Source organism: Nitratidesulfovibrio sp. 1201_IL3209 (genome assembly GCF_036763125.1).
Classification (GTDB): Bacteria; Desulfobacterota; Desulfovibrionia; order Desulfovibrionales; family Desulfovibrionaceae; genus Cupidesulfovibrio.
Genome location: NZ_JBAIYT010000018.1, coordinates 46,032 through 60,497 on the forward strand (window position 1 = coordinate 46,032; position 14,466 = coordinate 60,497).

The 14,466-nt window shown below is 69.1% G+C and carries 13 protein-coding genes; 2 read left to right on the forward strand and 11 right to left on the reverse strand.

Going from position 1 to position 14,466, the window contains the following annotated elements:
• Positions 1–110: 110 nt before the first annotated feature.
• Genes murG through mraZ form a run of 10 tightly spaced genes read right to left on the reverse strand, consistent with a single transcriptional unit; the run spans position 111 to position 10,611 of the window.
• On the reverse strand, positions 111–1,259 hold the full coding sequence (gene murG / locus V6B97_RS10035) for an undecaprenyldiphospho-muramoylpentapeptide beta-N-acetylglucosaminyltransferase (RefSeq protein ID WP_333506370.1): 1,149 nt from the start codon (positions 1,257–1,259) through the stop codon (positions 111–113).
• 52 nt (positions 1,260–1,311) lie between these two features.
• Complete coding sequence (ftsW, locus tag V6B97_RS10040) at positions 1,312–2,511, reverse strand: putative lipid II flippase FtsW (RefSeq protein WP_333506371.1); 1,200 nt, start codon at positions 2,509–2,511, stop codon at positions 1,312–1,314.
• On the reverse strand, positions 2,508–3,833 hold the full coding sequence (murD, locus tag V6B97_RS10045; protein ID WP_333506372.1) for a UDP-N-acetylmuramoyl-L-alanine--D-glutamate ligase: 1,326 nt from the start codon (positions 3,831–3,833) through the stop codon (positions 2,508–2,510). The genes ftsW and murD overlap by 4 nt, the downstream gene beginning before the upstream one ends.
• Positions 3,834–3,848: 15 nt before the next feature.
• Positions 3,849–4,925 (reverse strand): phospho-N-acetylmuramoyl-pentapeptide-transferase, encoded by a 1,077-nt coding sequence (mraY, locus tag V6B97_RS10050; protein ID WP_333506373.1) that lies wholly within the window; start codon positions 4,923–4,925, stop codon positions 3,849–3,851.
• Entirely contained in the window at positions 4,915–5,109 is a 195-nt protein-coding gene (locus V6B97_RS10055; protein WP_333506374.1) for a hypothetical protein, read from the reverse strand. The genes mraY and V6B97_RS10055 overlap by 11 nt, the downstream gene beginning before the upstream one ends.
• On the reverse strand, positions 5,109–6,605 hold the full coding sequence (locus V6B97_RS10060) for a UDP-N-acetylmuramoyl-L-alanyl-D-glutamate--2,6-diaminopimelate ligase (protein ID WP_333506375.1): 1,497 nt from the start codon (positions 6,603–6,605) through the stop codon (positions 5,109–5,111). Before V6B97_RS10060 ends, V6B97_RS10055 begins: the two co-directional genes overlap by 1 nt.
• Positions 6,606–6,617: 12 nt before the next feature.
• Positions 6,618–8,738 carry a penicillin-binding transpeptidase domain-containing protein gene (locus V6B97_RS10065; RefSeq protein ID WP_333506376.1) on the reverse strand — a complete coding sequence of 707 codons (2,121 nt, stop codon included), beginning with the start codon at positions 8,736–8,738 and terminating at the stop codon, positions 6,618–6,620.
• 14 nt (positions 8,739–8,752) lie between these two features.
• On the reverse strand, positions 8,753–9,040 hold the full coding sequence (locus V6B97_RS10070) for a hypothetical protein (RefSeq protein WP_333506377.1): 288 nt from the start codon (positions 9,038–9,040) through the stop codon (positions 8,753–8,755).
• Positions 9,037–10,122 (reverse strand): 16S rRNA (cytosine(1402)-N(4))-methyltransferase RsmH, encoded by a 1,086-nt coding sequence (gene rsmH, locus V6B97_RS10075; protein WP_333506378.1) that lies wholly within the window; start codon positions 10,120–10,122, stop codon positions 9,037–9,039. The genes V6B97_RS10070 and rsmH overlap by 4 nt, the downstream gene beginning before the upstream one ends.
• A 39-nt stretch (positions 10,123–10,161) precedes the next feature.
• Positions 10,162–10,611 (reverse strand): division/cell wall cluster transcriptional repressor MraZ, encoded by a 450-nt coding sequence (mraZ, locus tag V6B97_RS10080; RefSeq protein WP_333506379.1) that lies wholly within the window; start codon positions 10,609–10,611, stop codon positions 10,162–10,164.
• Positions 10,612–11,170: 559 nt separating this feature from the next.
• Between mraZ and pyk the strand changes: the two genes are divergently transcribed.
• Both pyk and V6B97_RS10090 read left to right on the forward strand, forming a co-directional pair.
• Positions 11,171–12,583 carry a pyruvate kinase gene (gene pyk / locus V6B97_RS10085; protein WP_333506380.1) on the forward strand — a complete coding sequence of 471 codons (1,413 nt, stop codon included), beginning with the start codon at positions 11,171–11,173 and terminating at the stop codon, positions 12,581–12,583.
• Positions 12,584–12,673: 90 nt separating this feature from the next.
• Positions 12,674–13,720 (forward strand): HD-GYP domain-containing protein, encoded by a 1,047-nt coding sequence (locus V6B97_RS10090; protein WP_333506381.1) that lies wholly within the window; start codon positions 12,674–12,676, stop codon positions 13,718–13,720.
• A gap of 203 nt (positions 13,721–13,923) precedes the next feature.
• Here V6B97_RS10090 and V6B97_RS10095 read toward each other — a convergent pair whose 3' ends face one another.
• The gene (locus V6B97_RS10095; RefSeq protein WP_333506382.1) at positions 13,924–14,421 is read right to left on the reverse strand and encodes a CBS domain-containing protein; all 498 of its coding nucleotides are present in this window, start codon (positions 14,419–14,421) and stop codon (positions 13,924–13,926) included.
• Positions 14,422–14,466 lie beyond the last annotated feature (45 nt).

Consider the following 14,466-nt stretch of genomic DNA (forward strand, 5'->3'; position numbering starts at 1 on the left):
CAATAAAATACTCTTCCATAACGGGGGTGCAGGGGGCGGAGCCCCTTGCCCGCCGGAGGCAAACAAAAAACCGGCTCCACCCTCGCAAAGAACACACGAAAAACTCCAACCTACTTGTGCCCCGCGAGGATAGCTTCCATGCCGTCCACCACGGCGGCGGCAGCCTGCGGCCTGCCCATGGCGTGGGCAGCGCGGCCCATGTGTCCCAGGCGCTGGCGGTCGGCCAGAAGTTCGACCAGCACACGGTCCAGCGCCACGGCGGGCCTGCCGTCGGGGCCGGGGGCAAGGTCCTTCTGCTCCACCACCAGCGCGGCCCCGGCGTCGGCAATATGCCGGGCGTTGTGCAACTGGTGGTCGTGGGTGGCGAAGGGAAACGGCACCAGCACCGAGGGCTTGCCCGCCACGGCCAGTTCGGCCACGGAGGTGGCCCCGGCGCGGCACAGGACAAGGTCCGCCCAGGTGTAGGCGCTGGCCACGTCGTCGATGAACGCCTCGACGCGGGCCTGGGAAATTCCGGCCTGCTTGTAGCCCGCGCGCACCCGCTCCCAGTCGGCGGTGCCGGTCTGGTGCCACAGTTCCACCCCGGCATCGCGCAGGGTGGGCAGCGCGGCCACCACGGCATCGTTGATGGCGCGGGCGCCAAGGCTGCCTCCCATGACCAGCAGGCGGCGCGAGTGGACGGAACGCGGGGCGTCCCCGCCTCCGTGGGCCTCGTCCCCCTTACCCTGGGCCGCCCCTGCCGCCCCCGCCGCAACGATGGCCGCGCGCACCGGGTTGCCGGTGGCCACGCAGCGCCGCGCGGGGAATACGCCCGCCGTGTCCGGCAGGGACAGGAACACCCGCTGCACCACGTGGCCCAGCAGGCGGTTGGTCAGTCCGGGGATGGCGTTCTGCTCGTGGATGGCGGCGGGCCTGCCGCACAGGCGCGCGGCCAGCACCCCGGCGAAGGCGGCGTAGCCGCCGAAGCCCACGGCGATGTCCGGGTCGAACCGGCGCACCATGGACACCGCGCGCCACACGCCAAGGGCCATGGCCCCGGCGGCGGCCACCGCGCGCAGGCCGCGCCCCATCACCCCGCGTACCGGCAGGCCCACATACTCGAGCCCGGCGCGGGCCGCAAGGTCGGCTTCCGGCCCGTACTGTCCGCCCAGGAACAGGATGCGGGCCTTGGGATGACGGCGGGTGATCTCCTCGGCCACGGCCAGCGCCGGGAAGATGTGCCCCCCGGTTCCGCCCGTGGTGAGGATGACGCGGCGCATGGTGTTTCCTCCGGTGTCTCGTGCGATGGTGAAAACGTGCGGCGGCACGCCGTCAGCGTGCCGTGCGCGAATAGTTCAGCAACAGCCCCACACAGGTCAGGGTGGTCAGCAGGCTGCTGCCCCCGTAGCTCAGGAAGGGCATGGGCACGCCCTTGGGGGGCGCCACGCCCATGACCACCGCCATGTTCAGCACGGCCCCCAGCAACAGCACCAGGGTCACCCCGAAGGCGGTGAACCGGTCGCGCAGGTCGTCCTGCCGGGCGGCGATGCGGAAGCTCCGCCAGAACAGCATGCCCATCAGCACGAAGACCAGCGACATGCCGATGAAGCCCAGTTCCTCGCCCAGCACGGCGATGATGAAGTCGTTGTGCGCTTCCGGCAGGTAGAACAGTTTCTGGCGGCTGGCGCCGATGCCCACGCCGGTGATGCCGCCGGACCCCAGCGCGAACAGCGACTGCACCAGCTGGTAGCCGGAATCCTGCGCGTCGGCGAAGGGGTCGAGAAAGGCAGTGAACCGGCGGAAGCGGTACGGCGAATGCACCACCAGCATGACGGCGCCCGCCACGGCCGCCGCCCCGGACACGGCCAAGTAGAAGAACCGGGTGCCGCCCACCAGGCACATGAAGAACAGGATCATGGCCAGCACCGCCGCCCCGCCGAAGTCGGGCTGGCGCAACAGCAGCGCGCAGAACACCCCGGTCACGGCGAACGGCGGTATGACCCCCCGGCTGAAGGTCTTGATGATCTCCTGCTTGGTGCTCATGAAGTAGGCCAGGTACAGGGCCAGGGCGATCTTGGTGAACTCCATGGGCTGCACGGCCACGGGCCCCACCTGGATCCAGCGGCGTGCGCCGTTGACCTTGTTGCCCAGCGGCGTCAGCACCAGGACGAGCAGGATGAGCACCCCGAACAGGATGGGGTATTGCAGCTTGTACAGCAGGTTGCGCGGCATCAGCGCGGCGGTGAACAGGGACACGCCGCCCACGCAGGCGAAAATCAGCTGGCGCTTGAAAAAGTAGTACTTGTCGCCGTTGAAGCGCTCGGCCACGATGCCGCTGGCGGACAGCACCATCAGCAGGCCGATGCCCAGCAGGGTCAGGGCGATGGCGAACAGCCACCAGTCCACGCCGTTCTGCGGGCCGTGATCGCCGTGGGCGATGCCGCCGAAGCTGCCGTAATGGCCGGACCCGTCGTGCCGCAGGTCGGCCAGCGCGGCCGAGGGATGGGCGTCCGCTTGCGCGCCGAACCTCATGGCAGGGCCTCCACAGCGCGGCGGAAGGCGTGGCCGCGCTCCTTGTAGTTGGCGAACAGGTCGAAGCTGGAGGTGGCCGGGGCCATCACCACCGCGTCGCCGGGCTTGGCCAGCGCGGCGGCCTCGGCCACGGCGGGTTCCAGGGTGTCATGCCACAACATGGGAAAATCCCCCTGGCCCAGCCACGCGGCCTCGAACTGTTCACGGCTGGCGCCAAAGCCCACCACGGCCCGCACCCGCCCGCGCATCAGCGGCAGCAGGGACGCGAGGTCGCCCCCCTTGAACTTGCCGCCCACCATCAGCACCACCGGCCGGTCGAAGGCTTGCAGCGCCACACGCAACGCCTCCACCGTGGTGCACTTGGAATCGTTCACCCACAGCACGCCGTTGCGCTCGGCCACGGCCTCCAGCCGGTGCTCCAGCGGGGCGAAGTCCGCCACGGCCTTTTCCGCCGCCTCGGCCGTCACGCCGAATTCGCGGCAGGCCTGCCATGCGGCCTCGATGTTGGCCTGGTTGTGCCCGCCCAGCAGCCGGGTATGCGGAAAGCGCCCGGCCCCGGCGTCGAAGAACAGCGTGCGGGCCCTGGGTGCGCGCGCGGCCGCCAGGTCGCGCACGCCCTCGCCGAAGATGGCCAGGTCCCCTTCTTCCATGCATCGGAACAGCCGGAACTTGGCGTCGATGTATTCCGCCATGTCGGCATGGTAGTCCAGGTGGTTCTCGCTGATGTTCAGCAGCATGGCCACACGCGGGCGAAAGGTGGTGCACGCCTGCAACTGGAAGCTGGAAATCTCGATGACCAGCACGTCGGCGCGCGGCCCGCCATCCGCGACCGACAGCACGTACTCGCTGAGGGGGGTGCCGATGTTGCCGCCCAGGAACACCGCAAGGCCCTGCGCGCGCAGCATGGCGGCGCACAGCGAAACCGTGGTGGTCTTGCCGCTGGTGCCGGTGACGGCCAGCACCGGCTCGCCGTCCAGTTGCCGCCAGGCAAGCTCCATCTCGGCCAACACCTCGGGTGCGTCCGGCCCTGCCGAAAGCAGGGGACGCAGGGCGGCCACGGCCATGCCTGGGCTGGGCACCACGGCCCGCGCGCCCTCGAACTGCGCCGGGGAATGGTCGCCGGTGGCGATTTCCACCCCGGCCCCGGCGGCCCAGCGCGCGAAGTCGGCGGGCACCCCGCCGGCGTTGCGTTCCAGCAGACGCACGCGCGCGCCCATGCGGTGCAGCAGCCGCGCGGCCGCCATGCCGGAGCGGCCCGCGCCCACGACCACCGCAAGGTCGCCCTTGCCGATGGTCCGCGCCATGTGCTTGTCGCAGGTCATTGCCGTATCCTTGTCCTAGCGCAATTTCAGAACCGACAGCGCCATCAGCCCCAGCAGCGCCGACATGATCCAGAACCTGATGATGATCTTCGACTCGGGGATGCCCTGCAATTCGAAGTGATGATGCAGTGGGGCCATGCGGAAGATGCGCTTGCCGCCCGTGAACTTGAAGTAGCCCACCTGCAGGATCACCGACAGGGTTTCCACCACGAACAGCCCGCCCACGACGAGCAGCAGCAGTTCCTGCTTGCACAGCACGGCCAGGAAGCCCAGCGCGCCGCCCAGGGCCAGCGAGCCCACGTCGCCCATGAACACCTGGGCGGGATAGGCGTTGAACCACAGAAAACCCAGGCTCGCCCCCACCAGCGCCCCGCAGAACACGGTGACCTCGCCCACGCCGGGCACGTAGGGCACTTGCAGGTAGCCGGACATCTGCACGTTGCCCGCCACGTAGATGAACACGGCGAAGACCATGCCCGCGATGATGGTGGGCCCGATGGCCAGGCCGTCCAGCCCGTCGGTGAGGTTCACCCCGTTGGACGAACCCACCATGACCGTCACCGCGAAGGGGATGTACAGCCAGCCCAGGTCGGGCGCGAGCCCCTTGAAGAACGGAAAGGCCAGCCGCGTGGAGTACACCGGCTCGCTGACCACCAGGTACATGGCCACGGCGGCCACCGCCACCTGCCCCGCGAACTTGGCGCGGGCGGACAGGCCCTTGTTGTTGCGGCGGCGGATCTTGATGTAGTCGTCCAGAAAGCCCACCAGCCCGAAGCCCAGGAAGATGAGCATGGTCAGCCAGACGTACTTGTTGGTCAGGTCGGCCCACAGCAGCACGCTCACGGACAGGGAAAAGGCGATGAGCAGGCCGCCCATGGTGGGGGTGCCCGCCTTCTGCACGTGGCAGGTGACGTCCTCGTGGATCTGCTGGCCGCACTTGATGCGTTGCAGCCATTCGATGAAGCGCGGACCCATGAGGATGGACAGCAGCAGCGCGGTCAAGAGCGCCCACACCGACCGGAAGGTGATGTAGCGGAAGACGTTGAGGACCGTGAATTCGGAGCTCAGCGGGTACAGCAGGTTATACAGCATGGCGGCTCCCGGTGGTGCGTTCGGTCACGTGTCCGTCCGGCTGTCCGGCCGCGCGCGCCGTCAGGACGGCGCGCCGGAAACCCCCGGTGCGCGCGGCGGAACCGGCCCGACTGGCCTGGCTGGTCCGACCGGCCTGGCAGGGCACGGCGCGGACCCGCGCGGCGTGGCGCGTGGTGGTGGACATCAATTGCACCCCAATATCTCCCGGATGACCTGCTGGTCGCTGTACGGCACCTTGCGGTCGCCGATCTGCTGGTAACTTTCATGCCCCTTGCCCGCCACCAGCAGCGCGTCGCCCGGCCGCAGCAGCGCGAGGGCCTTGCCGATGGCCCTGGCCCGGTCGGGGTCGCTGACCACCTCGCGCGCACCGGCAAGGCCGGGCAGCACATCGGCCATGATGGCTTCGGGGTCCTCGTGGCGGGGGTTATCGGACGTGAGCACGGCCACGTCGGCATACCGCGCCACCGCCTGCCCCATCAGCGGGCGCTTGGTGCGGTCGCGGTTGCCGCCGCAGCCGAACACGGTGACGATGCGCGCAAAGCCCACCGCGCGCAGCGCGCGCAGCACGTTTTCCAGCGCGTCGGGGGTATGGGCGTAATCCACGAAAATGTCCAGCCCTCGCGGGTTCACGATGCGCTCCAGCCGCCCCGGTACCCCGGCGAAGTCGGCCAGGCTGGCGAAATCTTCGGGCGCAAGGCCCATGCCCAGGCACACGGCCTGCACGGCCAGCAGGTTGGAGGCGTTGTGCGCGCCCACGAGGTGCGAGGAAAGTTCCCACTGCCGCCCCTCGAAGGTCATGCGCAACGTGAGGCCCGAGGTGTCGTTGCGGACCATTTCGCCGTGCAGGTGGCGGCGGCCCGGCACGACTTCTCCCCCATCGGGCCGCGCATCCAGCCCGAAGCCGATGGCGTGCGGAACCTCGCCCAGCAGGCGGCGGCCCCAGGCGTCGTCGGCGTTGACGGCGCAGGCCTTGTCCGCGTCGGGCAGTCCGGTGAACAGGCGGGCCTTGGCGGCATAGTAGCGTTCCATGTCGCCGTGGTAGTCCAGATGGTCCTGCGTCAGGTTGGTCAGGATGGCCCCGGCGAAGCGGATGCCCGCCACCCGGCGCTGGTCCAGCGCGTGGGACGAGACCTCCATCAGCGCCACGTCCACCCCGGCGGCCTGCATGCGGGCCAGCATGGCGTGGATTTCGATGCAGTCGGGCGTGGTCAGCGGCGCGTCCATGGCGAAGCCCGGCCAGCGGTAGCTGACCGTGCCCAGCACCCCGGCCCGGCGGCCCAGGGCGGAAAACACGTGTTCCAGCAGATAGGTGATGGTGGTCTTGCCGTTGGTGCCGGTGACAGCCACCACCGGGAAGGACAGCGCGTCCGTGCCGTACCGCGCCTGCGCCAGCAGGCCGATGGCCGCGCGCGGGTCGTCGTGCGCGGCGACCACGGAACCTTCCGGAGCGGCGGCAAGGGCCTCGTCCACCCGGCCGGGCAGGCAGACCACCGCCCCGGCCCCGGCGGCCCACGCCTTGGGGATGAAGTCCGCGCCGTCCACACCCGCCCCGCCGTTGGCGGCGACGCCGGGCACGGCCACGAACACGTCGCCCCGGCCCACCCTGCGCGAGTCGGTGCGGATTTCCGGCCTGTCCTTGCGAATGCGGGCCAGAAGGTCGTCAAAGGAAATGCGGGTCATGCGGCGATGCTCCTACGAATTCTCGGAAAGCCAGAGGACGCACTGCCCCGCGGGCTGGCCCTTGGGCCATTCGGCACCCGGTTCCGGGGTCTGGCGGATCACGGTCTGCCCCACGCCCTTGAGCACGGGCACCATGCCCTGCCGGGCGAACACCTCCACGGCCCGGCGCACCGATTTGCCCACCACGTTGGGCACCCCGTCGGGGTCCTCGCGCACGGCCTCGGCCACCTCGCGGCGCACTTCCACCGGGCCGGTCTTGCCCATGGGCGTGGCGTAGGTGGGGGCCTCGGGGTCGGGGGCGTCGGGCAGCAGGCCGTGGTAGGCCATGGTGCGCATGGCCACGTGCTTGAACACGGGCGCGGCGACCACGCCGCCGTACGAATTTTTCTGCGGTTCGTCCACCATGACCAATATCAGATACTTGGGCCGGTCGATGGGGGCGAACCCCACGAACGAAGCCAGCCGTTCGTGGCCGTAACGCCCCGTCTCGTCAGCCTTTTGCGCGGTGCCGGTCTTGCCGCCCACCATGATGCCGGGGATGCGCGCGCGGGTGCCGGTGCCGTCTTCCTCCACCACTTCGCGCAGCATGGAGATGACCTGCTTCACCGTCTTGTCGTTGTACACCTTCTGGCTGGCCGAGTTGGCCGGGGTGTCGTCGCCGGAATCCGCGATCAGCCGCAGCGGCTTGCGTTCGCCGCCGTTGGCCAGGGTCAGGTAGGCCTGGGCCATCTGCACGCCGGTGGCGGCGATGGACTGGCCGAACGAGGTGGTGATCAGGTCCGGCTCGGACCAGTGGCGCGGATCGCGCAGGATGCCCTTGCTCTCGGTGATGGGCAGGCCGGTGCGGTCGCCGAAGCCCAACTGGCTCAGGTATTCCCAGTAGCGCCTGGACCCCAGTTCCAGGCCGATCTTGGCCATGCCGATGTTGCTGGAGTAGCGCAGCACCTTGTTCACGGGCAGCACGTCGTAGCTGTGCGTGTCGCGGATGGTGATGTAGCGGGTCTTCCAGCGGCCCTTTTCGCAATTGAAGGAGGTGTCGCCCTTGACCACGCCTTCCTGCAACGCGGCGGCCACCAGGAACGGCTTCAGCGTGGAGCCGGGCTCCAGTGCGTCGGCGGCCAGGCGGTTGCGCCAGCGGTCGGCCTTGTAGTCGCGGTAGGCGTTGGGATTGAAGAACGGGTACTGCGCCCAGGCCAGGATGTCGCCGGAGTCCACGTCCACCACCAGGCAGCCGCCCCAGGAGGCGTCGAACTGGTCCACGGAGCGGGCCAGGGCTTCTTCGGCAAAGAACTGCACCTGGGTGTCGATGGTCAGGCGCACGTCGCGGCCGCGCAGGGACGCGCGGCCCGCGCCGCCGTCCATGTCCAGGCGGCGGCCGGCGGCGTCGCGCTGCACCACGTTGCGGGCGGAATCGCCGCTCAGCACTTCCTCGAAGGCCAGCTCTATGCCTTCCAGGCCCTTGCTCTCCATGCCCACGAAGCCGAGCAGTTGCCCGGCCATCTGCTTGAAGGGATAGATGCGCTCGTACTCGCTGGTCAGGTACACGCCGGGCAGGCCGGCCTTGCGCACGTTCTCCGCGGCCAGGTCGTCCACCTTGCGGGCCACCCACGAAAAGCCCCGCTTGGCGACAACGGCGTCGCGCACGTTCTTGGCCGGGGCTTCCAGCGCGGCGGCCAGGGCGTTGACCGTGGCGTCCACGTCGCGGACCTCGCCGGGGCGGACGTAGACGGAGCGCACCTCCACGCTGCGGGCCAGGATCTGCCCGTTGCGGTCAAGGATGGCCCCGCGCCGGCCGGAAACGGTCTCCGCCGCCATGTGCTGGCGGCGGGCAAGCCCGGCCAGCCGGTCGCCGTCGTAGACCTGCACGTACCAGGCGCGCGCCCACAGCAGCACCCACAGCAGCGCGAACATGCAGCCCACGCCGTACAGGCGCACCTTGCTCCAGTCCGCCCCGCCGAAGCGGGCAAAGGGATTGAAGCGCGGGCCGCCGCCGAACGGCGAGCCGGGGGCCTTCCTGTTGCGCAGGGCGCGTGCGGCGCGGGGCGCGCGCGCCTCGAAAGAGGGACGCGCGTCGCGCGCGGTGCGCGGCGCGGGCCTGCCGAGAATGCGTGACTTCCTGTCTGCTCGCAGCATGACGCTCCGGGGCGCTAGCGCCCCGCCTCCTCGATGCGGCGGATCTGGCCGGGGCGCGCCCCCCGCATGCCCATGGCCTCCGCCTTCCTTCCCAGTTCATACGGCGACATCAGCCGGTCCCGCTCCACTTCCAGCTTGGCGGTCAGGGCCGCCCTGCCGTCCAGTTCGCCCTGCAACTTGCGCAGGGTGTAGGCCATGTCCATGCGTTCGATGTTCAGCCAGACCAGCGAAAGCCCCAGCACCAGGCTGGTCAGCACCGACAGGATCATGGCCAGCACCCAGCTTCCCACGCCGTGGCTCATGACGCGCCCCCCTGCCCTGCATCGCGGTCGCCGGGGGCGTACTTGTTGCGCCGCCGGGGGCGCGGGGCCTGCCCCCGGGCCAGCCGCACGGCCGCGCGCAGCTTGGCGCTGGCGGCGCGGGAGTTGCGGGCCAGTTCCGCCCCGGTGGCGGTGACCGGCTTCCGGGTCAGCACGTCCACGCGGGCCGTGTGGCCGCATTCGCAGCGGGACACGTTGCGCGGGCACACGCAGCCCTGCGCTTCGTCGCGCAGGCGGTGCTTGACGATGCGGTCTTCCAGGGAATGGAAGGTGATCACCGCCAGCCGCCCGCCGGGGTTCAGCCGGTCCAGGATGCGGTCGAGAAAGCGTTCCAACTGGCCCAACTCGTCGTTGACGGCCATGCGCAGGGCCTGAAAGGTGCGGGTGGCCGGGTGGTTGCGCGAGGTGGCGCGCCACTTGGCCGGGTAGGCCCTGTCCACGATGGCCGCCAACTGGGCCGTGGTCTCGATGGGGCCCGCCGCGCGGGCGTCCACGATGGCGCGGGCGATGCGCCCGGCCATGGGGTCCTCGCCGTAGCGGCGGATGATGTCCTTGAGCACGTCCACGGTGGCCCGGTTCACCAGCCTGGCGGCCGAATCCTCGTCGCCGCCCTGGTCCATGCGCATGTCCAGCGGGCCGTCCGCATGGAAGCTGAAGCCGCGACCGGCGGTGTCGATCTGCATGGACGACACCCCGATGTCGATGAGCGCGCCGTCCACCTTGTCCCAGCCCAGTTGGTCCAGCGCGGATTCGAAGTCGGCGTAGCGGGTGTGGAAGAAGTGCACGCGGCCGCCCCACGGGGCCAGGCGCTGGCGGGCCAGGTCCAGGGCGGTGGCGTCGCGGTCGAGGCAGCACAGTTCGCCGCCCGGGCCGATGCGCTCCATGATGGCCGCCGAATGGCCGCCAAGCCCCACGGTGCCGTCCAGGTAGCGGCCGCCGGGGCGGGGCGCCAGCGCCTCCAGCACCTCGTCCAGCAGCACGGGCACGTGCAGCGCGGCGGCGCGCGCCCCTTCCGTGGGAGCGGGGGCGGCCTGCGGTGCGGTGGGAACGGGTGCGCCGGTCATTGCGGTATCCTGGAGCTTTTGAGGGCCGTGCCTTGCTGACTAGAGGGAAAGTTCTATGCCGCTGTCGGCCAGTTCGGCGGCCACGTCGTCGAAGTCCTGCGCCACGATGCCGTCAAAGCGGCCCTGGTCCCAGATTTCGAAGCGGCTGCCCTGGCCCAGCAGCACCACGTCCTTGGTGATGCCCGCGTAGTCCATGTGCGAACGCGAAATGCGCACCCGCCCCTGCCCGTCCATGTCCATGAGCTCGGCGCTGCCGATGACCAGGCGGCGGAAGTCGCGCATCTTGCGCGAGGGGTTCTTCAGGGTCGAGAACTTGCGCTCGAAGTCTTCCCAGTCCGGCAGGGGGTAGCCCATGACGCAGTCGTCGAAGCTGGTCAGCACCAGCTTGCCGCCCTCGGCGCGCGACACGAGGATGTCGCGGAAATCCGGCGGCAGCATCAGTCGGCCCTTGGGGTCGAGACTGCGGTGGGAACGGCCTCTGAACAACACGGGAACACCACTTGCCTTTCATCTCGCGCTGTTGCGCGAAGTGTAGAGGATGCGCACCCGCTTCCGCCGTTTCCCCCGCGTGGCGCGCGGGGTGCTTTTTGTCCGGGGAAGGGGCCTTTTCTGAGGAGACTCTACCACCTTTTACCACAATTTCCCACTTTCTCTATGATATGTTGCACACTGTCAAGCCGTGGCTCCCAGCGGAGTCTAGAAAATTTCTAACGGCAACCGGCGCGCATTCTCACCCATAAAAACATCAAGGTATTTCACCGTACAACAAGCGCGCCACGCGGGGCCGCGCCCCCACCGCCCGGCACACGCGGCACGGGCCGCGCGTGCGCTGCCGCACGGGATTCGCGGCGCCGCGTTGCGGCATGCGGCCCGCCCCGGCGCACCGGGGCATGGCCTGCCCTGATATTTTTACGGAAAGCATGGGGACACGAAGGGTGTCGGCGAGGTATACGGGGGTATCCGCCACGGCGGCCCCACACGGCTGGCGGCCCCCTCCGCGACGCACAAACGGCTTGACAAGATACAACTTATTGCACAGGGGTGGAGCATGAGAACGAAGATAATCGCCACCATAGGACCGGCCTCGCGCTCGCGGGAGGTGCTTTCGCGCCTCATCGCCGCCGGAGTGCGCATCTTTCGCCTCAACTTTTCCCACGGCGGCGCATCCATGTTCGTGGACCTGGTGCGCACGCTGCGCGAACTGGAAGCCGAATGCGGCTGCCCGGTGACCATCCTGCAGGACCTTTCCGGCCCCAAGATCCGCATCGGCGAGATTCCCGACGGCGCCGTCTCCGTGGGCAAGGGCGACCGCGTGCTGCTGGGCCCCAAGGCCCCGGCGGGCGCGGTGCTGCCGCTCATCCCCTTCTCCAACCAGGCCGTGCTGAACGGGCTGGAAGCCGGTGACCGGGTGGTGCTTTCCGACGGCGGGTTGCAGTTCCGCGTGCTGGGCACCGCGCCGGAGGGGTGCTTCGAACTGGAGGCCGACAACAGCGGCATCATCACCTCGCGCAAGGGCCTCGCCCTGCCCGGCAAGTCGGTGCGCCTGCCCGCCCTGACCGAAAAGGACCGCAAGGACCTGGCCGACGGCCTGGAACTGGGCGTGGACGCCGTGGCCCTGTCCTTCGTGCAGACGCCGGAAGACATCCGCGACGCCAAGGAAATCATCGCGGCCAGCGGCCGCAGGCACATCCCGGTCATCGCCAAGCTGGAACGGCAGAACGCCGTGGACCGGCTGGAGGACATCCTGACCGAGGCCGACGTGATCATGGTGGCGCGCGGCGACCTGGGCGTGGAATGCCCCCTGCCCGCCCTGCCCGCCATGCAGAAGCGCATCATCCGCGCCTGCAACCGCGCGGCCAAGCCGGTCATCGTGGCCACCCAGATGTTGCTGTCCATGGTCAACAGCCCTTCGCCCACCCGCGCGGAAACCACCGACGTGGCCAACGCGGTGCTTGACGGGGCCGACTGCGTGATGCTTTCGGAAGAAACGGCCATGGGCAACTTTCCCGTGGAGACCGTGGAATTCATGAAGGAAATCGCCACCAAGGCGGAAGAGTTGCACTTCGAGACGCAACGCCTCGTGGAACCGGCCGAGGAAAAGGGCACGGCGGAATTCCTGGCCTACGCGGCCTGTCTGCTGGCCGAGAAGACCGGGGCCAAGGGCATCGTCTCGCACAGCATGAGCGGCGCATCGGCCCGGCTCATCTCGTCGCGCCGCCCGCGCCAGATGGTCTGGGCCCTGACGCCCGACCCGGCGGCCCTGCGCGCCCTGAACTTCTCGTGGGGCATCGTGCCGCAGGACATCCCGCAGGACATCCCCAGCCACGTGGCCCGGGCCGAACGCTTCGTGGACACGGCGCCCGACTTCGAAAAGGGCGACAACGTGGTCATTACCGCCGGGCAGCCCAAGTCGGGCCGCAAGCCGCGCGGCACCAACATGGTGAAGATCTACAGGAAATGACGGCAGGCGGTGGCGTCGGGCTCCCCTGCGGGCCGGGCTCCGCCGCGTCCCGCCGCCCACGACGCGCGCGCCACAAGGGAGCTACCCACGGTGAAGGCAACCATCCCCGACAACATCTCCGAGGAATACTACCAGATCAGCACGGAGATATTGTCGAGCTTCCCCAAATATCGTCCCCCGGTGGACCTGTTCCGCTTCCGCGAGGACATCGCGCAGTTGCAGCCGTACACCCGCAAGGGCGCACGGCTTTCCAACGAGCAGGTGGAAGAGGTGCAGCGACTGTGCGAGGCGGGCGACCTGTTCGTGTCGCGGTCGGACCACCCCATCTATTCACAGCACATCGTCCACCAGCTCGACCTCGTGCTGGTGGACAAGAACCTGAAGGAAGGCGAGGTCGCGGACATCTTCCAGCAGGCCCTGACCCTGCGGGTGAACGAGTTCATCGAGCAACCGGTGAAGCCGGTGTTCGAGGTGTTGTACCGCGACATCATGGTCCTCACCGAATACCTGTGGCAGGACAGGCACCGGGTGAAACAGTTCATGCGCCGCCTGTACCGTGAACATTCGCTGGCCAGGCACTCGCTGAACACCCTTTCGGTGGGGCTGTGGCTGCTGGTCACCTCCATGGGCGACAACCTGAAACGCCGGGACATGGACCGGTCGGCGCTGGCCCTCTTGCTGCACGACCTGGGCATGGCCAAGGTGCCCGCGTTCATCCTGTCCAAGACCTCCCCGCTGAAGCCCGACGAAAAGGACAAGATTCCCCTGCACCCGCTGGTGGGGGCCAAGATCATGCACAAGATGGGGCTGGCCTTCGACGAGTTGCGCCAGTGCACCCTGGAACACCACGAACGGCTGGACGGCTCCGGCTACCCCCAGAAGCTCAAGGGCGAGCAGATCAGCCGGCTGGGCCGCATCTGCGCCGTGGCCGATTCGTTCTCGGCCATGATCAGCGCACGCCCCCACGCCCCGGCCAAGGATCTGATACCCGCCGCGCAGGAACTGGCGGCGGACAAGACGCGCTACGACGCGCGCTACACCTCGTTACTGCTCAACGCGCTGGTGACCAACGCCTTCGGCGCCACCACCAGGCCCAAGGCGGAAGCGCCCAGGACCGAGACCCCGGCCAAGGGATGACGGCCAGGGAGTGACGGCATGGCGGGCATGGCCCGCCCGGGCTGCGCCACCGCAACCGGTGCGGCCCGGCCGACAGGCCCCGCCCCCAGACGAACGGACGGACGGCGCAGTTGTCCCTCCCGTCACCCAACCCACGCGCAACGCAAACGGGCCGCCCCCTTCCGGGAGCGGCCCTTGTTCGTCGGCATGCATCCGTTGCGGATTCAGGCGCGGCTGATGATCTCGCCGCTAATCTCGCGGAACACGTCGTTGATCATGATGACGCCCAGCACCTTGCCCGCCTCGGTCACCACGGCGTAGCTGCGGCCCTTCTTCACGAAGCTCTCCAGCACCACCAGCAGCGGGTCGTCGGGGGCCACCTGGGTCATGTCGCGGTCCATGACGTCGCGCACCTTGGTGGACCCGGCCACCTTGCAGGCATTGCGGTAGATGCGGTCGAAGCCGTCCTCCTCGATGCCGCGCAGGGAACCGCTGCGCAGCAGCGAATCCTCCATGAAGCGCACGGTGTCCCACACCGAAAGGGCGCCGCGCAGCATGTCGCGCTCGTCATACACCAGGGCGCACAGGCAGCCCGCCCCGCCCCCGCCGCCGGGCCCCACGCAGGAACTGAGCTTGCGCATGGCCTCGGCCAGCGAATCGTCCTCGCGCAGCTTGGGGAATTCCTCCCGCACGATGTCCCAGGCACGCTTTCGCAACAGCATGTGTACTCTCCTCGCGGTGTGTGGTGGGGCAATGGGTCTCGTCTC

Excerpts from the sequence above, each read along its gene's own strand:
- murG (WP_333506370.1), bottom strand. The coding sequence starts at position 1,259 with ATGCGCCGCGTCATCCTCACCACGGGCGGAACCGGGGGGCACATCTTC.
- murD (WP_333506372.1), bottom strand. The coding sequence starts at position 3,833 with ATGACCTGCGACAAGCACATGGCGCGGACCATCGGCAAGGGCGACCTT.
- mraY (WP_333506373.1), bottom strand. The coding sequence starts at position 4,925 with ATGCTGTATAACCTGCTGTACCCGCTGAGCTCCGAATTCACGGTCCTC.
- ftsW (WP_333506371.1), bottom strand. The coding sequence starts at position 2,511 with ATGAGGTTCGGCGCGCAAGCGGACGCCCATCCCTCGGCCGCGCTGGCC.
- rsmH (WP_333506378.1), bottom strand. The coding sequence starts at position 10,122 with ATGACCGGCGCACCCGTTCCCACCGCACCGCAGGCCGCCCCCGCTCCC.
- V6B97_RS10070 (WP_333506377.1), bottom strand. The coding sequence starts at position 9,040 with ATGAGCCACGGCGTGGGAAGCTGGGTGCTGGCCATGATCCTGTCGGTG.
- V6B97_RS10095 (WP_333506382.1), bottom strand. The coding sequence starts at position 14,421 with ATGCTGTTGCGAAAGCGTGCCTGGGACATCGTGCGGGAGGAATTCCCC.
- V6B97_RS10065 (WP_333506376.1), bottom strand. The coding sequence starts at position 8,738 with ATGCTGCGAGCAGACAGGAAGTCACGCATTCTCGGCAGGCCCGCGCCG.
- pyk (WP_333506380.1), top strand. The coding sequence starts at position 11,171 with ATGAGAACGAAGATAATCGCCACCATAGGACCGGCCTCGCGCTCGCGG.
- V6B97_RS10055 (WP_333506374.1), bottom strand. The coding sequence starts at position 5,109 with ATGTCCACCACCACGCGCCACGCCGCGCGGGTCCGCGCCGTGCCCTGC.
- V6B97_RS10060 (WP_333506375.1), bottom strand. The coding sequence starts at position 6,605 with ATGACCCGCATTTCCTTTGACGACCTTCTGGCCCGCATTCGCAAGGAC.